The organism is Amycolatopsis sp. cmx-4-61, assembly GCF_046548775.1.
In the GTDB taxonomy this organism is placed as follows: Bacteria; Actinomycetota; Actinomycetes; order Mycobacteriales; family Pseudonocardiaceae; genus Amycolatopsis.
This window is the reverse complement of record NZ_JAEBEI010000005.1, coordinates 238069-255395: the sequence shown is the minus strand read 5'-3', so window position 1 is coordinate 255395 and position 17327 is coordinate 238069. Positions and strand designations below refer to the sequence as shown.

The 17327-nt window shown below is 73.9% G+C and carries 18 protein-coding genes and 1 pseudogene; 11 read left to right on the top strand and 8 right to left on the bottom strand.

The window, feature by feature from the left end:
• Positions 1–97: 97 nt before the first annotated feature.
• From ACLJOU_RS18145 to ACLJOU_RS18130, 4 genes and pseudogenes are all read left to right on the top strand, one after another.
• Positions 98–466 (top strand): Rv2175c family DNA-binding protein, encoded by a 369-nt coding sequence (locus ACLJOU_RS18145; RefSeq protein WP_410568791.1) that lies wholly within the window; start codon positions 98–100, stop codon positions 464–466.
• Between the two features lie 469 nt (positions 467–935).
• On the top strand, positions 936–1346 hold the full coding sequence (locus ACLJOU_RS18140; protein ID WP_410568789.1) for a hypothetical protein: 411 nt from the start codon (positions 936–938) through the stop codon (positions 1344–1346).
• A 238-nt stretch (positions 1347–1584) separates the two neighbouring features.
• Positions 1585–2108, top strand: a pseudogene (locus ACLJOU_RS18135) (CGNR zinc finger domain-containing protein).
• A 25-nt stretch (positions 2109–2133) separates the two neighbouring features.
• Complete coding sequence (locus ACLJOU_RS18130; RefSeq protein ID WP_410568788.1) at positions 2134–2547, top strand: hypothetical protein; 414 nt, start codon at positions 2134–2136, stop codon at positions 2545–2547.
• 46 nt (positions 2548–2593) lie between these two features.
• Here ACLJOU_RS18130 and ACLJOU_RS18125 read toward each other — a convergent pair whose 3' ends face one another.
• Genes ACLJOU_RS18125 through merB form a run of 5 tightly spaced genes read right to left on the bottom strand, consistent with a single transcriptional unit; the run spans position 2594 to position 7617 of the window.
• Positions 2594–3373 carry an LLM class F420-dependent oxidoreductase gene (locus tag ACLJOU_RS18125; RefSeq protein ID WP_410568786.1) on the bottom strand — a complete coding sequence of 260 codons (780 nt, stop codon included), beginning with the start codon at positions 3371–3373 and terminating at the stop codon, positions 2594–2596.
• Complete coding sequence (locus ACLJOU_RS18120) at positions 3370–4296, bottom strand: phytoene/squalene synthase family protein (protein ID WP_410568784.1); 927 nt, start codon at positions 4294–4296, stop codon at positions 3370–3372. Before ACLJOU_RS18120 ends, ACLJOU_RS18125 begins: the two co-directional genes overlap by 4 nt.
• Entirely contained in the window at positions 4293–5774 is a 1482-nt protein-coding gene (gene crtI, locus ACLJOU_RS18115) for a phytoene desaturase family protein (RefSeq protein ID WP_410568782.1), read from the bottom strand. Before crtI ends, ACLJOU_RS18120 begins: the two co-directional genes overlap by 4 nt.
• A gap of 1 nt (position 5775) precedes the next feature.
• Entirely contained in the window at positions 5776–6867 is a 1092-nt protein-coding gene (locus ACLJOU_RS18110) for a polyprenyl synthetase family protein (protein WP_410568780.1), read from the bottom strand.
• Positions 6868–6927: 60 nt separating this feature from the next.
• Positions 6928–7617: an organomercurial lyase gene (gene merB, locus ACLJOU_RS18105; RefSeq protein ID WP_410568778.1), complete on the bottom strand. Its 690-nt coding sequence runs from the start codon at positions 7615–7617 to the stop codon at positions 6928–6930.
• A gap of 95 nt (positions 7618–7712) precedes the next feature.
• Between merB and ACLJOU_RS18100 the strand changes: the two genes are divergently transcribed.
• Both ACLJOU_RS18100 and ACLJOU_RS18095 read left to right on the top strand, forming a co-directional pair.
• The gene (locus tag ACLJOU_RS18100; RefSeq protein ID WP_410568776.1) at positions 7713–8597 is read left to right on the top strand and encodes a methylenetetrahydrofolate reductase; all 885 of its coding nucleotides are present in this window, start codon (positions 7713–7715) and stop codon (positions 8595–8597) included.
• Positions 8598–8702: 105 nt separating this feature from the next.
• The gene (locus ACLJOU_RS18095) at positions 8703–10385 is read left to right on the top strand and encodes a DUF885 domain-containing protein (protein WP_410568774.1); all 1683 of its coding nucleotides are present in this window, start codon (positions 8703–8705) and stop codon (positions 10383–10385) included.
• A 39-nt stretch (positions 10386–10424) separates the two neighbouring features.
• Here the strand turns inward: ACLJOU_RS18095 and ACLJOU_RS18090 are convergent, their stop codons facing one another.
• Complete coding sequence (locus ACLJOU_RS18090; protein ID WP_410568772.1) at positions 10425–11087, bottom strand: M15 family metallopeptidase; 663 nt, start codon at positions 11085–11087, stop codon at positions 10425–10427.
• A gap of 227 nt (positions 11088–11314) precedes the next feature.
• Between ACLJOU_RS18090 and ACLJOU_RS18085 the strand changes: the two genes are divergently transcribed.
• Entirely contained in the window at positions 11315–12178 is an 864-nt protein-coding gene (locus ACLJOU_RS18085) for a DMT family transporter (RefSeq protein ID WP_410568770.1), read from the top strand.
• A gap of 18 nt (positions 12179–12196) precedes the next feature.
• On the opposite strand, the gene ACLJOU_RS18080 is transcribed toward ACLJOU_RS18085, so the two are convergent.
• Together ACLJOU_RS18080 and ACLJOU_RS18075 are read right to left on the bottom strand one after the other, a co-directional pair.
• Positions 12197–12769: a GNAT family N-acetyltransferase gene (locus ACLJOU_RS18080; protein ID WP_043783214.1), complete on the bottom strand. Its 573-nt coding sequence runs from the start codon at positions 12767–12769 to the stop codon at positions 12197–12199.
• Positions 12766–13278, bottom strand: a complete 513-nt coding sequence (locus ACLJOU_RS18075; RefSeq protein WP_410568768.1) for a YbaK/EbsC family protein — start codon at positions 13276–13278, stop codon at positions 12766–12768. The genes ACLJOU_RS18080 and ACLJOU_RS18075 overlap by 4 nt, the downstream gene beginning before the upstream one ends.
• A gap of 213 nt (positions 13279–13491) precedes the next feature.
• On the opposite strand from ACLJOU_RS18075, the gene ACLJOU_RS18070 reads away from it, so the two are divergent.
• The 4 genes from ACLJOU_RS18070 to ACLJOU_RS18055 all read left to right on the top strand — a co-directional run bounded on the left by ACLJOU_RS18070 (position 13492) and on the right by ACLJOU_RS18055 (position 17325).
• Positions 13492–14568: an SAV_6107 family HEPN domain-containing protein gene (locus tag ACLJOU_RS18070; protein WP_410568766.1), complete on the top strand. Its 1077-nt coding sequence runs from the start codon at positions 13492–13494 to the stop codon at positions 14566–14568.
• The gene (locus ACLJOU_RS18065) at positions 14558–15325 is read left to right on the top strand and encodes a maleylpyruvate isomerase family mycothiol-dependent enzyme (protein WP_410568765.1); all 768 of its coding nucleotides are present in this window, start codon (positions 14558–14560) and stop codon (positions 15323–15325) included. Before ACLJOU_RS18070 ends, ACLJOU_RS18065 begins: the two co-directional genes overlap by 11 nt.
• Before the next feature lie 58 nt (positions 15326–15383).
• Complete coding sequence (locus ACLJOU_RS18060) at positions 15384–16115, top strand: VOC family protein (protein ID WP_410568763.1); 732 nt, start codon at positions 15384–15386, stop codon at positions 16113–16115.
• Positions 16116–16263: 148 nt separating this feature from the next.
• Positions 16264–17325, top strand: coding sequence for a GNAT family N-acetyltransferase (locus ACLJOU_RS18055; protein WP_410568961.1), 1062 nt, complete (start codon positions 16264–16266; stop codon positions 17323–17325).
• Positions 17326–17327 lie beyond the last annotated feature (2 nt).

Here is a 17327-nt window from a genome sequence, read left to right as displayed (position 1 = left end):
GGATGGTACGGAACCGCGCACTCCTCGTGGAGGAGACCTGGCGGGTCACCCGTGCGCACTAGCGGATGCGGGGACCGAATGTGGCACAGTGTCACCTGTGAGTGGGATTCCTGTCGCCGAAGACATCCTCGACACCGCCATCGCGGTCCTCCCGTTGACGGAGGTGGCGACCGTCCTCGGGACTTCGACCAACAAGGTCCGGCAGATGCTGCGCGACGGGCAGCTCATCGCGCTCAAGCGCGGCGGTGAACTGTGCGTGCCCAGCGATTTCTTCGTCGCCGACGGCGTCGTCAAGGGCCTGACCGGGACGATAACCGTGCTCGCCGACTCCGGGTTCTCGCGGACCGAGATGCTGCGGTGGCTGTTCACCGCCGACGACACGCTGCCCGGGAGCACGCCCATCAACGCCCTGCGGACCAGCCACGGCACCGAGGTCAAGCGGCGCGCCCAGGCCATGGCGTTCTGACCGGCGTTCCGACCTGCGCAGACAGCTGAGCGCCGCGGCGATCTGCACGGCCGCCGCGGCACCGAGGCACGCCGGTAGCGACCACGCCGCCAGCGGACCGGCCAGCGCCGCCCCCGCGGCCAGCCCGGTGATCTTCACGCTCGCCGCGGTCGTGAACACCTGCGCGCGGACGTGCTCGGGCGCTTCGCGGTGGCGGATCGCGAACAACGCCGTGAGCTGCGGGCCTTCGGCGAATCCGGCCAGGACGGCCGCGAGGAGCACGCTGTGTCCGCTCGCGGCCGGCAGGCAGCTCGCGGCCAAGAGGAGTGCGCTCAGCCAGACCGTCCGGTCGGGCGCCCAGGGCAGCGGTTTCCTCGCGAGAACGGCGTTCGCCGCCAGCGACGCCACGGCCAGGACGGCCAGCAGCAGCGCGCCGTCCGCCGGGCCCCGCAGGTGCGCGGCGCCCAGCAGCGGGTAACAGACGGTGACCATGCCGATCCCCGTGCAGGAGATCGTCGAAGCGACGGTCGCGCGCCGCAGCGGCGCGTTGCGGACCAGCACCCCGAACCCGTCCCTCAGCCGGGTCTTCTTCGGGCTCCGCTTCGGCAGCATCGACGCCACCGGGACCGCCGCGGCGACGAGGACGACGGCGGTCACGAGCCCGGCCGGACCGCCGAGCAGCCCGGCCAGGCCGGGCCCGGCGAGCGCGGCGGCGGTGAACGTCATGGCGTCGAAGCGGCTCGCCCGCGGCAGCGCGGGCCCGGCGACCGCGGGCAGCTGCGCGGTCCAGCCGCCGGCGATGGCGGGGTTGAGCAGGCCGGCCGCGACGGCCACCGCGACGACGGCGGCGAGCGGCAGGCGCCCGAAAGCCGTGCTGACCAGGGCGAGCCCGCCCGCGTAGCCGCCGAGCGCGACGGCGAGCAGCCGTCCCGGGGCGGGACTGCGGTCCAGCAGCGCGCCGAACACCGGCCCGCCGGCGGCGGCCGCCGGTGAGCCCGGCGAGCAGCGCGGCGCCGGCGTGCGGGCCCGCGGTCATCCCGAGCAGCAGCAACGCGGGGCCGGACAGCTCGTCGCCGGTCCGGGCGAGCGTGGCCCCGACCAAGTAACGCCTTATCACGAGCAAGACGTTACAGTGGGGCATGGCCTTTCCGCACCGGGATTCCGTGCAGCGCGCGGTGGATCTGCTGGGTGTCCTGCTCGTACCGGCCCCGGACCCGGCTTCGGTGGCCCGGGTCCTGCGCGAGCACGGCGAACCGGAGGTGGCGCTTTCCCCGGACGACGTCTCGGAACTGCGCGCGGCGGCTGTTCCCTGCGAGAGGTGTTCGCGGCGCCGGACGTCGCTTCGGCGGCGTCGGTGCTCAACGCGTTGTTCGCGGCGTACGCACGTCCGCCGCGGCTGACCGACCACGAAGACGGCTACGGCTGGCACCTGCACATCGACGCGGCCGACGACGGCCCGTGGGGCGCGTGGCTGGTGACGTCGTCGGCGCTGGGACTGGCGTCCCTGCTGGCGGAGCGGCAGGACGTGCCGGGCGGCCTGTGCGCGTCACCGGCGTGCGGCAAGCCGTTCGCCCACACGGGCGGGGGCAGCCGGCGGAAGTTCTGCTCGCCCCGGTGCGCGACACGCGAACGCGTCGCCGCGCACCGGGCCATGCGCCACTGAGACCGGCGGTCAAGGGCCGCCCCACATGGCCGTGGATCACCGCCGGCGTGGCTGCGGCTGTCATCGTCGGCTCGATCTCGGTCGCCACGGAGCCGAAGCCGGCGTTGACGGCCGAGGCCACCTCGGTGGTGGACACCGAGCCCGTCCGGACGCGGCAGCCGCGAGCTCCGCCGCCCAGGCCGACCGCGAAGCGGAAGAGAGCCGTGCTTCGGAGTCCGCGCGCCAGTCGTCGGAAGCGGCGGCCCGTTCTTCCGCCGCCGCCGAGGCACAGCGCAAGGCCGACGAAGAGGCCGAGCGCAAGGCGAACCGGATCACCTACGGCGTCACCACGACCGGCTCCGGGATCTCGACGGTCACCTGCCGGATCGTCCGTGGCAACGGCAGCGTCGTCGCCGAGAACAGCAGCTCCGGACCGTACGCAGTCGTCAGCTGTGGCTGAGGAAGGCCCGTCCCGGTACTTCGGGACGAGCCTTCCTCAGCGGTCGTCAGCCCTGGTTCTTGTCGCGCCAGGCGATCCACGACTTGAGGGCGTCGAGGTCGTAGTCCGGGCCGCCCACGCCGACGGTGAACGTCGTGACGCCCAGCTCCAGGAGCTTCGGGCCCAGCTCGTCGGGCTCGCCCTGGACACCGCACGACCGCTCGATCTCGGCCGGGTCGCGGCCGACGTCCGCGCAGTGCTGGTCGAGGATCTTCACCTTGCGGGCGACGACCTCCGGGTCGCCGAAGCCGTGCCAGATGTCGCCGTGCCTGGCCACCAGTTTGAGCGTCTTCTTCTCGCCGCCGCCGCCGATCAGGACCGGGATCTTGCGGGTCGGGGCCGGGTTCAGCTTGCCGAGCCGGCTTTCGATGCGGGGGAGGGACTCGGCGAGGTCGTCGAGGCGGCCGCCGGCGGTGCCGAACTCGTAGCCGTACTCGTCGTAGTCCTTCTCGAACCAGCCGGAGCCGATGCCGAGGATGAGCCGGCCGCCGGAGATGTGGTCGACCGTGCGGGCCATGTCGGCCAGCAGCTCGGGGTTGCGGTAGCTGTTGCAGGTGACGAGCGCGCCGATCTCCACCCGGGACGTCGACTCCGCCCACGCGCCGAGCATCGTCCAGCACTCGAAGTGCTTGCCGTCGGGGTCGCCGTAGAGCGGGTAGAAGTGGTCCCAGTTGAAGACGATGTCGGCCCCGAGGTCCTCGGCGGCCGACGCGGTGCGCCGGATGCTGTCGTAGTCGGCGTGCTGCGGCTGGAGCTGCAGGCCGATCCGGATGCGTCGTTCGGTCATGATCGCAGCCTACGACCGCTATCGAACTTCTCGCGCGCCCAGACGGAGACCAAGGGGGGCAGCGCCACCACCAGCCTGCGCGACTTCGGCACCACCGCCCGCCGCGTCAGGATGTCGTAGTCCAGCGCGACGATCTCGTCCAGGATTCCTTCGTACAGCGTCAACGCCGTCCGCACACACGGCCGCGATTCCGGGCGCAGCTGCGCGACGCCCGCTTCGGCCCGCCGGTACACCGCCCGCGTCCGGGCGACGAAGTACGCCAGCGCCGCCCGGATCCGCGGGTCGGGCCGCCTCGCCTCGAGCAGCGCCCGCGAGACGCCGAAGGCGGCCAGTTCCGCCGTCGGCAGGTACAGCCGTCCGCGGTCCAGGTCCTCGCCGACGTCGCGCAGGAAGTTCGTCAGCTGGAACGCCTCCCCGAGCGCGATCGCCCCCGGCGCGGCGTCGGCGAGCGAGCCCACCGTGCCGAACACCGGCAGCATCTGCAGCCCGATCACCGCGGCCGAGCCGTACACGTACTCGTCCAGCTCGGCGAACGTCCGGTACTCGACCGGTGCGAGGTCCGCCCGCATCGACTTCAGGAACGCGTCGAACAGCTCCCGCGAAAGGCCGTGGCGCCGCACGGTGTCGGCCAGCGCCACCAGCACCGGCTCGTCCGGGGTACCGCCCGAGAACACGACGTCGACCAGCTCGCCGACCCGGTCGAGCGCAGCCGCGGGGTCGCTGCCCGGCGCCGGGTTGTCGACCAGCTCGTCCGCCATCCGCGCGAAGCCGTACAGCGTGTGGGCGGCGGGCCGGGCCCGGGGCGGCAGCAGCCGCGTCGCGAGGAAGAACGTGCGCCCGTAGTGGGCGTTGATGCGCCGGCATTCGGTGTACGCGGCCCGCAGCTCCGGCGCCAGGATGCCCGCCGCGTCGAGTTCGTTCACCGGCCGGTGATCCGGTCCGCCGCCAGGCGGCCGGAGATGAGCACCGGCGGGATGCCGACACCGGGGGTGGTGCCGCAGCCGGCCAGGACGACGTTGCCGGCCGCACGGACCAGGTTCGCCGGCCGGAACGGACCCGTCTGGGTGAACGTGTGCGCCAGCGAGAACGGCGTCCCGGCCGCGAGCCCGCGCGCCGCCCAGTCCGCCGGGGTGATCGTCTCGTCCACGGTGAACTCGCCGCCGAAGCCGGTCAGGCCGCGCGCTTCCAACGTCCGGAAAAGCTCTTCTCGGTACGGTCCCCGGACGCGGTCCCAGTCGATCGGCCCGCGCCGCAGGTTGGGCGCGGGCGCGAGCACCGAGACGATCTCGCCGCCGCGCCCGGCCAGTCCCGGGCTGGTCGCCGTCGGCCGGGTGACCAACAGCGACGGGTCGCTCATCAGCTTGCCCTCGCGGATGATCTCGGCGAACGTCCGCTCCCAGGCGCCGCCGAAGAAGATCGTGTGGTGGCCGAGGTCCCACTTCTCCGTGGTCCGCCCGTGCACCACCACGGCCGACGGCGAATACCGCAGCGGCACGACTCGCCGGGGCCGCGCCCCGATGAGCCGGTAGGCCGTGCCGAGTTCGGTGGCCAGCACCACGGCGTCGCACGCGATCCGCTCGCCCGAGCGCGTCCGGACCGCGCGGACCCGCGAATTCACCCGCTCGAGCCACGCGGCTTCGGTGCCGAACCGGACGTCCGCGCCCGCTCGCGCGGCCGCCCCGGTCATCGCCCGGCCGATTTCGCCCATCCCGCCTTCGGGGTAGTAGACGCCGCCGACGGTGTCCATGTACGCGATGACGCCGTACGCGCCGATCGCGCGGGCCGGGTCCAGACCGGCGTAGAGCGCCTGGAACGTGAAGAGCCGCCGGACCCGCTCGTCCCGCAGGTAGCGGGCGACGCGGGGGCCGAGCCTGCCGAACCCGCCCAGCGCGCCGAGCCGCGCCAGCTCGGGGCGGGCCAGGTCGAGCGGCGAGTCGAAGTTCGCCGCCAGGAAGTGGTCCTTCTGGACGGTGTACAACTCGGTCAGCCAGCGCCGCAGCGCCCGGTAGCCCGCCGCCTCACGGGCGCCGGCGAAGGCGTGGATCTCGGCCTCCATCGCGTCGCCGTCCGTGCGCAGGGCCAGCGAGCTGCCGTCGGCGAACCGCGCCCGGTACGCCGGGTCGAGCCGGGTCAGGCGCAGGTGCTTGGCCAGGGGCTCGCCGACCGCGGCGAACGCTTCTTCGAGCAGCTCCGGCATGGTGAGCACGCTCGCGCCGGTGTCCACGGCGTTGCCGTCGAAGCTCTGCTGCCCGGCGCGGCCGCCGGGGGTGTCCGCCTGTTCCAGCAGCGTGACCTGCCGTCCGGCGCCGAGCAGGTGCAGGGTCGCCGAAAGCCCGGCCAGCCCGGCCCCGATGACCACGACGTGGTCGGCCGCCCCGACGGACCTCCTGCGCGTGCGCACGTCAGTACGTCCGCTGGGTGGCCTTGACGACCAGCCCGGTCAGCGCCGCGGGTGCGGGCTCGGCCAGCTGCGCGCGGTCCAGCGCGGCCATCGCCGCCGTCGTCAGCTCGTCGATCCGGCGCTCGACCGCGTCGACCGCGCCGACCTGCTGCAACGCCATCCGGACGGTCTCGACGCCCTCGTCGGACAGGTCCGCGTCACCGATCGCGTCGGCGATCACGGTGGCCGCGGCCTGTTCGCCCTTCTCCGCCGCGAGCTGCAGGCCGAGCGCGACGAGCAGCGTGCGCTTGCCCTCGCGCAGGTCGTCGCCGGCGGGTTTGCCGGTGACCGACGGGTCGCCGAAGACGCCCAGCAGGTCGTCCCGCAGCTGGAAAGCCACGCCGACCTCGCCGCCGAACTCCAGCAGCGTGGCGATGAGTTCGGGAGACGCGCCGCCGAGCGCGGCGCCCAGGTGCAGCGGCCGCTGGACGGTGTAGGCGGCGGTCTTGAGCCGGTCGATCTTCAGGGCGGCCTCGACCGAGGCGTCGCCGGTGGCCTGCGTCCGGACGTCGAGGTACTGCCCGGCGAGCACCTCGGTGCGCATCGCCCGCCAGGCCGGCCGGGCCGCGGCCAGCGTTCCGGCGGGCAGGGGCGCGTCGGCGAACATGTCGTCGGCCCAGGCCAGCGCCAGGTCGCCGACCAGCACCGCGGTGGCCAGGCCGAACGTCGCCGGGGAGCCGAGCCAGCCGCGGTCGGCGTGCAGCTTCGCGCTCGCGATGTGCACGGTCGGGTGGCCGCGGCGGGAATCGGAGGAGTCGATGAGGTCGTCGTGGATCAGCGCGCACGCCTGGATCAGCTCCAGGCTGGAGACCGCCTGCAGGACGCCCTCGGCGTCCGGGCCGTCCGGGTCGCCGCCCGCGCCGCGCCAGCCCCACCAGGCGAACGTCGGGCGCAAGCGTTTGCCGCCGCCCAGCACGAACCCCCGCAGCGCGTCGATCCCGGCGGCCACGGTGGGTTCGGTACCGAGGATTTCGCGGCCCGCCCGATCGAGGAACCCGGCCAGCGCGCGCTCGACGCAGGCGGGCAGGTCACTGTCGGCGACGGGCGCGTTCATCCCGCCATCCTCGCCGAACCCGCGGGGGCCGGGGTGGCCGGGGCACCCGGATGTGGCGAATCAGACTCCGGCCGTGGCGGCCCAGAACGGTCCCGTCAAGCCCGCTTCGGCGAAGTAGGCGACGGCGTCGTGCGGTTCCCGCCGCCGGTAGCCGCGCTCCAGCCGGCCCGCGTACCAGCCGCGGGCCAGGCGCCAGAGGGTCACCAGGTCCAGCACGGCCCCCTTGGCCTGGCCGGTGCCCGCCAGCCAGGCGTCCACACAGGACTCACAGCAGAAGAGACGCTGGTTGGCGCACGTGTGCAGCACGTCGTCCCACATCCGGGCGGCGGGCACCAGGAAGTGCGCGACCTGCGTGCCCTCGGGCGGCTGCGCGCGGTCGACGACCAGCGCGTGCGGCTGCCCGCAGCCCGGGCAGCGGGTCGCGACGAGCACCTCCGGCTCGGCGTCCACCAGGTGGGGGATGGCGAACGAGTCCCACGCGCAGCCGCCCCACCACAGCGTGTGCGAGCCCATCACGGAGAAGCCGAGCGCCTTCGCGGCGAAGGGGTGGGCCAGCACGACGTGCTCGCACTCGTCGAGCACCAGGTGGTGGGCGTCGGCGAGGCGGTGGAGGGCCTGCTTCGCGACGGCTAGCGATCCGCCCGCGGCGTCGGCCAGCTCCGGCGCGGTGGGCGCCCGGCCGTGGCGGGCGAACGCGCGGTGGACCGCGAGGCGCACGTCCTCGTCCCAGCTCTCGTCGTCCTCTCGCACCGCCCCAGTCTAGGCCTGGAAGGTGACTCGAATGACGGTCTCGCGACGCGGACGGGGGCTCCCGGATGGCGGGCGGCGGCCCTTAACATGCGGGTATGACGTCGGTGATCGAGCGGTTGCGCGGAGACGGGCCGAAGTTCTCCATCGAGTTCTTCCCGCCCCGGGACACGGCGGACGAGGCCGTCCTCTGGAAGGCGATCCGGGAGCTCGAGCCGTACGACCCGGCGTACATGTCGATCACCTACGGGGCCGGCGGCTCCAGCCGCGACGGCACGATCCGCAGCATCGCCCGCGTCGCCACCGAGACGACGCTGGTGCCGATGGCGCACCTGACCGCGGTCAACCACTCCGTCGCCGAACTGCGCAACGTGATCGGCTGGTACGCCTCGGTCGGCGTCCGCAACATCCTCGCGCTGCGCGGCGACCCGCCGGGCGACGTCTACGGCGACTGGATCCCGCACCCCGAGGGCCTCACCTACGCCGAAGAGCTGGTCCAGCTGGTCCGCTCGCTGGGTGACTTCTGCATCGGCGTGTCGGCCTACACCTACGGCCACCCGCGCTCGGCCGACCTGGAGTCGGACACGAAGTACCTGGTCCGCAAGCTGCGGGCGGGCGCGGACTTCGCGATCGCGCAGCTGTTCCACGACCCCGAGGACTTCCTGCGGCTGCGCGACCGGGTCGCCGCGACCGGCTGCGACGTCCCCGTGCTGCCGGGCGTGATGCCGCTGACGACCATGCGGACCCTGCAGACGACGATCAAGCTGTCCTGCGCGCCCGCTCCCGGCCGGCTCCTGGACCGGCTCGAACCGCTGGCCGACGACCCTAAGGCGTTCCGCGCGGCGGGCATCGACGTCACCACCGAGCTGTGCGAGAAGCTGATCGCCGAGGGCGTGCCGAACCTGCACTTCTACACGTTCAACCGCTCGAAGGCGACGCGCGAGGTGATCGCCCGGCTGGGTCTCGTCCCGGCCCGTGCTTAAGTGCGGTGACAACCGGGGCTTTCGCCCCGGGCCGGGCTCCGCCACCCGGACCCCCGTACTGAAGTCCGTACCACCGGGTACGCGTGGCCCGGTAGCGTGCGGCGCATGGCTTCTACTGCTTCCGAAGGCGTGCACGAAATCTGCGACCGCTACGTCGACGACTACGTGGCCGCGGACCCGGTGGCGGCGACCGTCCACGGCGTCGCCGGCCACGATGACCGGCTGACCGACTACTCGGCGGACGGCTTCGCCGAGCGCGCCGGGCTGGCCGCGCGGGCGCACGCCGCCGTCACCGCCGCCGAGCCGCGGGACGCCGCCGAGCGGGCGGCGAAGGCCGTGTTCACCGAGCGCATCGGCCTGGAGCTGGAGATCCACGAGGCCGGCCTGGACGTGGCGAGCCTGAACGTCATCGCCAGCCCGGTGCAGGAACTGCGGATGGTGTTCGACCTGATGCCGCTGGAAACCGAGCAGGACTGGGCGGTGGTCTCGGCCCGGATCGGCGAGGTCCCGCGTGCACTGGCGAACGTCCGCAGCGGCCTGCTTTCGGCGGCCGACGCGGGGCACGTGTCGGCGCTGCGGCAGGTCGCGAAGGTCGCGGAACAGTGCGAGACGTGGGCGGGCCTGAAGGAGGAGACGGGCTTCTTCACCGAACTCGTGGGCGGTGCGCCGTCACCGTCGCTGAAGGCGGACCTCGAGCACCGCGCGCGGGCCGCGGAGGAGGCGTTCGCGGAGTTCGCGGGCTTCCTGCGGGCCGAACTGGCGCCGAAGGCCCCGGTCAAGGACGCCGTCGGCGAGGACGTCTACCGGCTGTGGTCGCGGTACTTCGTCGGCGCGGCACTGGACCTGCGGGAGGCCTACGAGTGGGGCTGGGCGGAGTTCGCCCGGATCGAGGCCGAGATGCGCGCGGTCGCGAACCGGATCAAGCCGGGCGCCTCGCCGGCCGAGGCCGCGGCGGCCCTGGACGCGGACCCGCGGTACCGCATCCACGGCCGCGCGCAGTTCGAAGCGTGGATGCAGCGCCTGTCCGACGACGCCCTGAAGTCGTTGCGCGGCAAGCACTTCGAGATTTCCGACCGGGTGATGGCGCTGGAGTGCAGGATCGCCCCGCCGGGCGGCGGCGTCGGCGCGTACTACACGGGCCCGAGCGAGGACTTCGCGCGTCCGGGCCGCATGTGGTGGTCCCTCCCGGCGGGCCGGGACGAGTTCAGCACCTGGCGCGAAACGAGCACGGTGTACCACGAGGGAGCACCGGGCCACCATCTCCAGATCGCGACGGCGGTGGACCAGTCGGCGGGGCTGAACAAGTACCAGCGGCTGCTGGCGTTCACGTCCGGCCACGCGGAGGGCTGGGCGCTGTACGCGGAGCGCCTGATGGAGGAACTCGGCTACCTGTCGGACGACGGAGACCTGCTGGGCATGCTGTCGGAGCAGCTCTTCCGCGCGGCCCGCGTGGTGGTGGACCTCGGCATGCACCTGGAGCTGCCGATCCCCGCCGGAACGGGCTTCCACGAAGGTGAACGCTGGACCCCGGACCTGGGCCTGGAGTTCATGCTGACCCGCACGATCACCGACCAGGCCCACATCCGCGACGAGATCGACCGCTACCTGGGCTGGCCGGGCCAGGCCCCGGCGTACAAGATCGGCGAGCGCCTCTGGCTGGCGGCCCGCTCGGAAGCCCGGTCCCGAGCGGGCGCGGGCTTCGACATCAAGCGGTTCCACACGGAGGCACTGAAGATGGGCGGGATGGGGCTGGACACCCTGCGGGAGCAGCTGTCCCACCTGGACTGAACCCCCGAGGGGTGGCTGCCCGGCCACCCCTCGGACGGGTCAGCGGACAGCGTCGTACGCGCACGTCCCGTAGCGGGCGCAGGCCGCTCCGGTGACCAGCGCCCAGTAGCGGTCTCCGAAAGACCAGTGCCACCACTCCGTCGGGTAGTTCACGAAGCCCGCGGTGGTCAGTGCCTGTCCGAGGAGCCGCCGATGGGTGCGCGCCTGTTCGCCGATCCCGTCGGCGTCGGTGTAGCAGGCGCCCTCGCTTTCCTCCGGAGTCGCGTTCACGGGGGTGCCCAGATCCAGTTCACGGCCTTCCGCGTCCGCGAGGGTCAGATCCACCGCCGCGCCCGCACTGTGCGGCGCGATTTCCGGTGGTGACACGAACCGGCTCGCGGCGGACCGGATCCGCTCGTCCGGCCAGGCCGGGTGCTCGGCGCGCAATGCCGCCGCGTAGTCCTCGAAGTAGCGGCGCTGCAGGCCGGGCGGACGGTAGCCCTCGATGACCAGCAACCGCAGGCCTTCCGGCAACTGCTCCTGTGCCTCGAGCAGCCGTTGCAGCACGTTCCTGCGCAGGTGGCGGAAAGCGGTGGAGCCGTCCTCCTTCCGTGAGTCCACCAGCAGCGAACCGTCCGTCCGGATGCCGGCCAGCGGCTCGCCGCACTCGCGGACGGGAACGGCCGCCACCCGGGGATCCGCCATCAGGATGATCTCGCTCATCCCGCGATGATCCCGCAACCGCGGCAACGGTAAACCCGATCGCGTCCCCGCGGTGCCTCCGCTAGGTTCCTCCCGTGCACCGGATCCTCTTCGTCACCCCACCGCCCCGCGCCTGAGCGGGGTGGTCCCTCGCCGCGTGGCCCACGCAGGCCCGCGGCTGATTCGTGGTGCGCACCGCCCCGCGTTCGTCGAAATCCCCTTCCTTCGACGCAGACGCAGGAGCGTTCATGTCCCTCGTCCTACCCGCGCGCGCCCGTGCTTCGGCCGCGCTCGTCCTCGCCGGTGTCCTCTGGGGCACCGGCGGCCTCGCCGGCTCGCTGCTCGGCAGGCTGGCCGGCCTCCACCCGCTCGCCGTCGCCGACTACCGGCTGCTCGTCGGCGGCGCCGTCGCGATCGTCCTCTCGAAAGGCGCCTTCCCGCGCACACCCGAAGCCGCCAAGCGCATCTTCGCCGTCGGCGGCCTGTTCGCGCTCTTCCAAGCCAGCTACTTCGCCGCCGTCGCGCTCAGCTCGGTGAGCGTCGCGACCATGACCACGATCGGCGCCGCACCCGTCGTCGTCACCCTCGCGTCGGTGCGGAAACTCCGTCGCTGGACGCTGGTCTCCGTGACGGGCTCCCTCGCCGGCCTGGCGCTGCTCCAGTGGTCACCGGGCGAAGCGATCTCGTTCGGCGGCCTCGGCTTCGCCCTGCTCGCGGCGGCCGGCTTCGCCACCCTCACGCTGGTCACCGCGAAGCCCGTCGACGGCCTGGACCCGCTGGCGACGACGGCGTTCGGCTGCCTCACCGGCGGCCTGCTGCTGCTCCCGGTGGCGAGCTGGTCCGGCATGGCGATCCCGCTGCACGCGGACGTCCTCGCCGTCGTCTGCTACCTCGGCGCGGTCCCGACCGCGGTCGCGTACGCCGCGTACCTGCGCGGGCTGGCGGACGCGCACCCGGTACTGGGGGCGCTGTCGGCGGTGCTCGAGCCGCTGACGGCCGCGGTGCTGTCCGCCGTGCTGCTGGGTGAACGGCTGAGCGGCACGGCTTGGTGCGGCGCCGCCGTGCTCGTCGGGGCGCTGGCCGTCGGGTACTGGCGGCCGGAACCGCGGTGAGGACCGCTGCCCCTCGGCTCAGCGCGGGTCGAGGGGCAGCGCCCGGCCCAGGATCGCGAACGGCCGCGGGTCACCCGCGAAGTGGTAGTCGCGCAGGACGTCGACGAAGCCCGTGCGGCGGTAGAGCTTCCACGCCCGGCTCGTGCCCTCCGGCGTCGACAGCAGCACGTTCGCGCTCGGGACGCCTTCCAGCAGGCTGCGCAGCAGGTCCTCGCCGATCTGGTGGCCCTGGTTCTCCGGCCGGACGTGGATCTCGGTCAGCTCGAAGTAGTCCGACAGCCAGCGGTCGGCCTCGGCGGCCCCGGACCGGCGGCTCAGGCCGTGCCGCACCTGCTCGTGCCACCACTGCCCGGCCCGGCCGCGGTAGCCGTAGGCCACGCCGAGCAGGACGTCGTCGGCGTCGAGCGCGGCCATGCAGCGCCAGCCCTCACGCAGCGCGTGCGTGAGCCACATCGGCGCGCGCTGCTCGGCGGTGCCCGCCGGGTACCGCATCGCCCGGACGTAGATGTCGAGCGCCTCGGGCAGGCGGGCGCGGAACTCGTCCGCGGAGAGCTGGACGTACCGGGAGCAGCCGGCGGGCATCGCGGTCACGGCTGTCCATCTTCCTCCGCGCCGCCGAGCGCGCCCGGGGTGCCCCCGGTCAAGGCCACCAGGTCGGCGAACGTCGTCGGGTAGACGGCTTTCGGGTGCCCGGCGGCGGCCCAGACGACGGCGTGGTCGCGCAGCGCGGTGTCGACGAGCGTCGGCAGCGGCGACGGGTGCCCGGTGGGCGCGACGCCGCCGATCGGCTGCCCGGTGTGCGCCCGCACGAAATCGGCGTCGGCCTTGCCGATTTCGCCCCCGGCCAGCCGGGCGAGCGTGCCCGGATCGGCGCGGTGGACCCCCGAGGTCAGGGCGAGGAGCGCGGTTTTGTCGGACCCCAGGCGGAAGATGAGGCTGTTGGCGATGGCCCCGACGGGCACGCCGAGCGCCTCGGCCGCCTGGGCGGCGGTCCGGACCTCGGCGGGCAGGACACGGATGCCCTCGGCGGCGCCGCGCTGCCCGGCTTCGGCCAGCGCGGCCGCCACCTTGGCGACGGCGGGGTGCTCCAGCGAACTCATGAACCTATGACATCACGCCACCGACCTGGTGTCCCGCACCACGCCCACCCGGGGTTGAGCGCGCACCGGGTCCGGGGTTACTCTGGAAATCGTTCGAACAAGCGTTCGACATTCGGTGAGCGCGCACCGGTCGGGTGCCCGGTACCGGGACGGGGGAAGCGTCTCGGCACCGGGCCCTCGATCGGGCTCACCCCGCGCAGGAGGAGGGTCGTCATGTCCGTCAAGGTCGTGTCCCCCACGGATCCCCGGCAGCCCGAGCTGCCGATGTCGCTGCGCCCGCAGGAGGCGCCGGCCACCCCGTCCCGCGGGCGGTCCCGCCAGTGCCTGTCGCCGTCGCCGCCGGATTCCCGGCAGCCGCAGCTGCCGATCCCCCTGTGCCCCTCGACGGCGGCGGTCGAGTCCCGGCGCGGCGCCGTGGTTCCGGAGCGGACGCGCGCAGAGGAGGGAACCGCCGGGGCCGAGCTGCCGATCCCGGAGCAGGAGCGGCCGCGAATGGCCCGCCCGCGCGCGGCTGCCGGCGTGGAGTCCGGGCAGCTGGAGCTGTCGGCGCCGGAGCAGCCGCAGTCTTCGGCGGACCCGACGCCTGAGCTGCCCATGTCGCTCGGCGCGCCTGCCGCTGACTTGTCGGAATCGGTGTCGGAGCAGCTCCGGCTCTCCGAGGTGTCGCCGGTGCACTCCGGCTCGCCGGTTTCCGCGGAGTCGGCGCCGGAGATGCCTATGTCGCCTCGCGCGCCCGCTGCTGACTTGCCGGAGCTGGCGTCCGAGCAGCCGCAGTCCGCGGCAGTGGACTCCGGCGTGCCGGTTTCCGCGGCCCCGGCTCCGGAGGTGCCCCTGCCGCCCGCCACCGGCGCGGAGCCCGACCAGTCGCAGCTGCCCATGTCGCTGCGGCCGCCCGCCTCCCCGGCCGCCGCCGGGCTGCTCGCCCAGGCGCGTCGCGGGCTCGCCGAAGCCGTTCAGGAAACCCGGCCCGCCGAGCGCTTCATCGGTGCCTACCTCGCCGCCCTGCGGGGGGCGGCCGCCGTGCTCGCCGCGCGGGGGCGGCCGCACCGGGGGCGTGCCCGGCCCGCCAGCACCTGGGTGCTGCTCGACTCCGTGGCCCCCGAGCTGCGGGAGTGGTCCGCGTTCTTCGCCAGCAACTCGGCCACGCGCGCCGCCGCGCAGGCCGGGATCACCGGGAAGGTCACCGCCGAGTCGGCCGCCGGGCTGGTGCGGGCCGCCACGCCGTTCCTCGAACTCGTCCGCCGTCTCGTGCACGGCCTGCCGATCACCGGGGAAGCCCATGTCGCGTGAGCACGGCCCGGTCGACCAGGGGCGGGTGCTCACGGCGTTGGGAATCGAAGGCAGGCTGCTGGCCGAGGCCGTGCACGCGGCGCCCACCGAAGCGCCGGTGCCCGCCTGCCCCGGCTGGTCGCTCGGCGAGGTCGCCCGGCACGTCGGGAGCCTCTACCGGATGGTCCGGCGCCGGCTGACCGACGGCCGCAGCCCCGAAGACTGGCCGCGCGACCCCGAGCCCGGCCAGAGCCTGCAGGGCTTCCTGGAGACGGGCCTCACCGAACTGCTCGACGAGCTCGCCGCGCACGACCCGGAGGAACGCGCCGACACGTGGTGGCCGGCCGACCGGACGTACGGGTTCTGGCGCCGCCGGATGCTGCACGAAACGGTCATCCACCGGGTGGACGTCGAACAGGCGGCGGGCACCGAGCCGCGCGGCATCCCCGACGACGTCGCGATCGACGGCATCGACGAGGTCCTGACCCTGTGGTTCGGGCAGAAGCTGCCGATGCTCGGCCTGACCGGCACGAAGACGGGCTCGGTCGGCGTCCGGGCCGGCGCGCACAGCTGGATCGCCCGGGCCGGACCCGTCACCACGGAAGCCTGGCGCTGTTCGGCCGAAGAGGCCGGGGCCGCGGACGACGTCGTCACGGCCCCGCCCGCGCAGCTCTACCTGTGGCTCTGGGGCCGGGCGTCCCTGACCGCGGTGACCGTGCGGGGCGTCCACGACCAGGCGGCCCAGCTCTGGGCACTGCTGCGGCTCGCGACCCGATGACCCGGCCGGTGGGGAAGCCGAACCGGAACTGTCGGGGGTGGCGGTTAGCCTGCGGCGCATGAGCACGCGCCTGGTGAACCTGGTGATCGACGCAGCGCGGCCGGAAGTCCTCGCGGACTTCTGGGCCGCGCTGCTCGGCTGGCACGTCGCCGTCGAGGAGCCCGGCGAGGTCGACGTCCGGGCCCCGGAGAACGACGGCTGGGACCTCGACCTCGTCTTCGTGCCGGTACCCGAGCCCAAGGAGGTCAAGAACCGCATCCACCTGGACCTGGCGAGCACGACACGGGCGCACCAGGACGAGCTGGTGGCGCGCGCCCTCGAGCTGGGCGGCCGCCGGGCCGACCTGGGCCAGGGTGACGTGCCCTGGGTGGTGCTCGCGGACCCGGAAGGCAACGAGTTCTGCGTCCTCGAACCCCGCGAGCGGTACGCGGGCAGTGGCGCGGTCGCGTCGATCGTGGTCGACGCGCACGCCCCCGGGCCGCTGGCGGAATTCTGGGCGGGGATCACCGGCTGGCCGGTCCAGGCCCGCGACGGCGACGCCCTCGTGGGATTGTGCGCGCCGTCCGGCCGGGGACCGTGGCTGGAGTTCCTGCGCAACGACGACGTCAAGCGGGTCAAGAACCGCGTCCACCTGGACATTGCACCCCCGGCGGACACCGAGCACGCAGCGGCGGTGACGCAGGTCATCGCGGCCGGCGCGGCGCCGGCGGACCTGGGCGGTCCGTCACTGCCCTGGCGGGTGCTGACCGATCCGGAGGGCAACGAGTTCTGCGTGCTCACTCCACGCTGAGCTGCTCCGCCCGGGTCGCGGCGCCGATCGGTCCGAGTGTTTCACCGGCGTTGCCGCGGCGCGTCGAACGCTGACCTGCGCGAAACACCGGCGTCCTGGGGAGGCAACAACCCCGGGGGACCGTGGGGGCATGGAGACTTCCGAAGCGTTGCCCCAGCCGGGCCGGACGGCCGTCGTCGAAGAGCCGGCGGCGCCGTCGGCGTGGCGGGTGCGGATCCGGATGCACGACCACCCGGGCACCCTCGCCCGCATCGCCATCCGGCTCGCCGACCTCGAGTGCAACATCCTCGGCCTGGCCGTGCTGCCGGTGCCCGGTGGCGTGCTCGACGAGATCGTGCTGCGTCCGGCGACCGGCCTGCCCCGGCGGCACCTGATCGACGCCATCCGCGCCGAGGGCTGCGAGTGCACGGCGATCATCGACGCCGACGTCCACGAGCTGGTCGACCCGTCGGCGTCGACGCTGCTCGCGGCCCGCCGCGCGGTCGACGACCCGGACAGGCTGGCCGAAGTGCTGAAGGACGTGCTGGCCGCGGACGTCGTCACGCTCGTCCCCGCCGTCGAGGCCAACCGGGCGCGCACGGAGAGCGGGCACCGCGCGGTGTTCGCGCTGGCCGGCGGCGCTGCGCTGGTGGCGCGCCGCCGGTGGGCGCCGTTCGTGCAGCTGGAGCTGACCCGAGCCGAAGCGCTCGTGACGCTGCTCGCGGCGGCGGCCCGCAACGCGGCCGGCCCGGTGGTCCTCGACCGCCCGGACGGCGCGGCGATCGTCCTGCGCAAGGGCGTCCCCGGCGACGCCGACGCGGTGGCCGAGCTGCACCGCCGCTGCTCGATGGCGACGCTGTTCCGGCGGTACCACACGGGAGTCCGGACGGTTCCGCGCCGCCGCCTGCACCGGCTGCTGGTGCCCCCGCGCGGCACGAGCGTGCTCGCCGTCTTCGGCCGCGAGGTGATCGGCCTGGCCCAGCTGATCCCCCTGACGACGGGCGGCGCCGAGATTTCCCTGCTGGTGGAGGACGACTGGCAGCAGCAGGGAATCGGCACGGCCCTGCTGGCGAGACTGGCGGTGCTGGCGGAGGCCCAGGGCATCACCGAGCTGTCGGCGGACTGCCTGGCCGGCGACGACATAATGCCCCGCACGGCGGCCCGCGCCGGCCTGCGCACGGAACGCAGCATCGAGGACGGCGCCCGGCTCAGGCTGTTCCTGCCGGCCTGAGC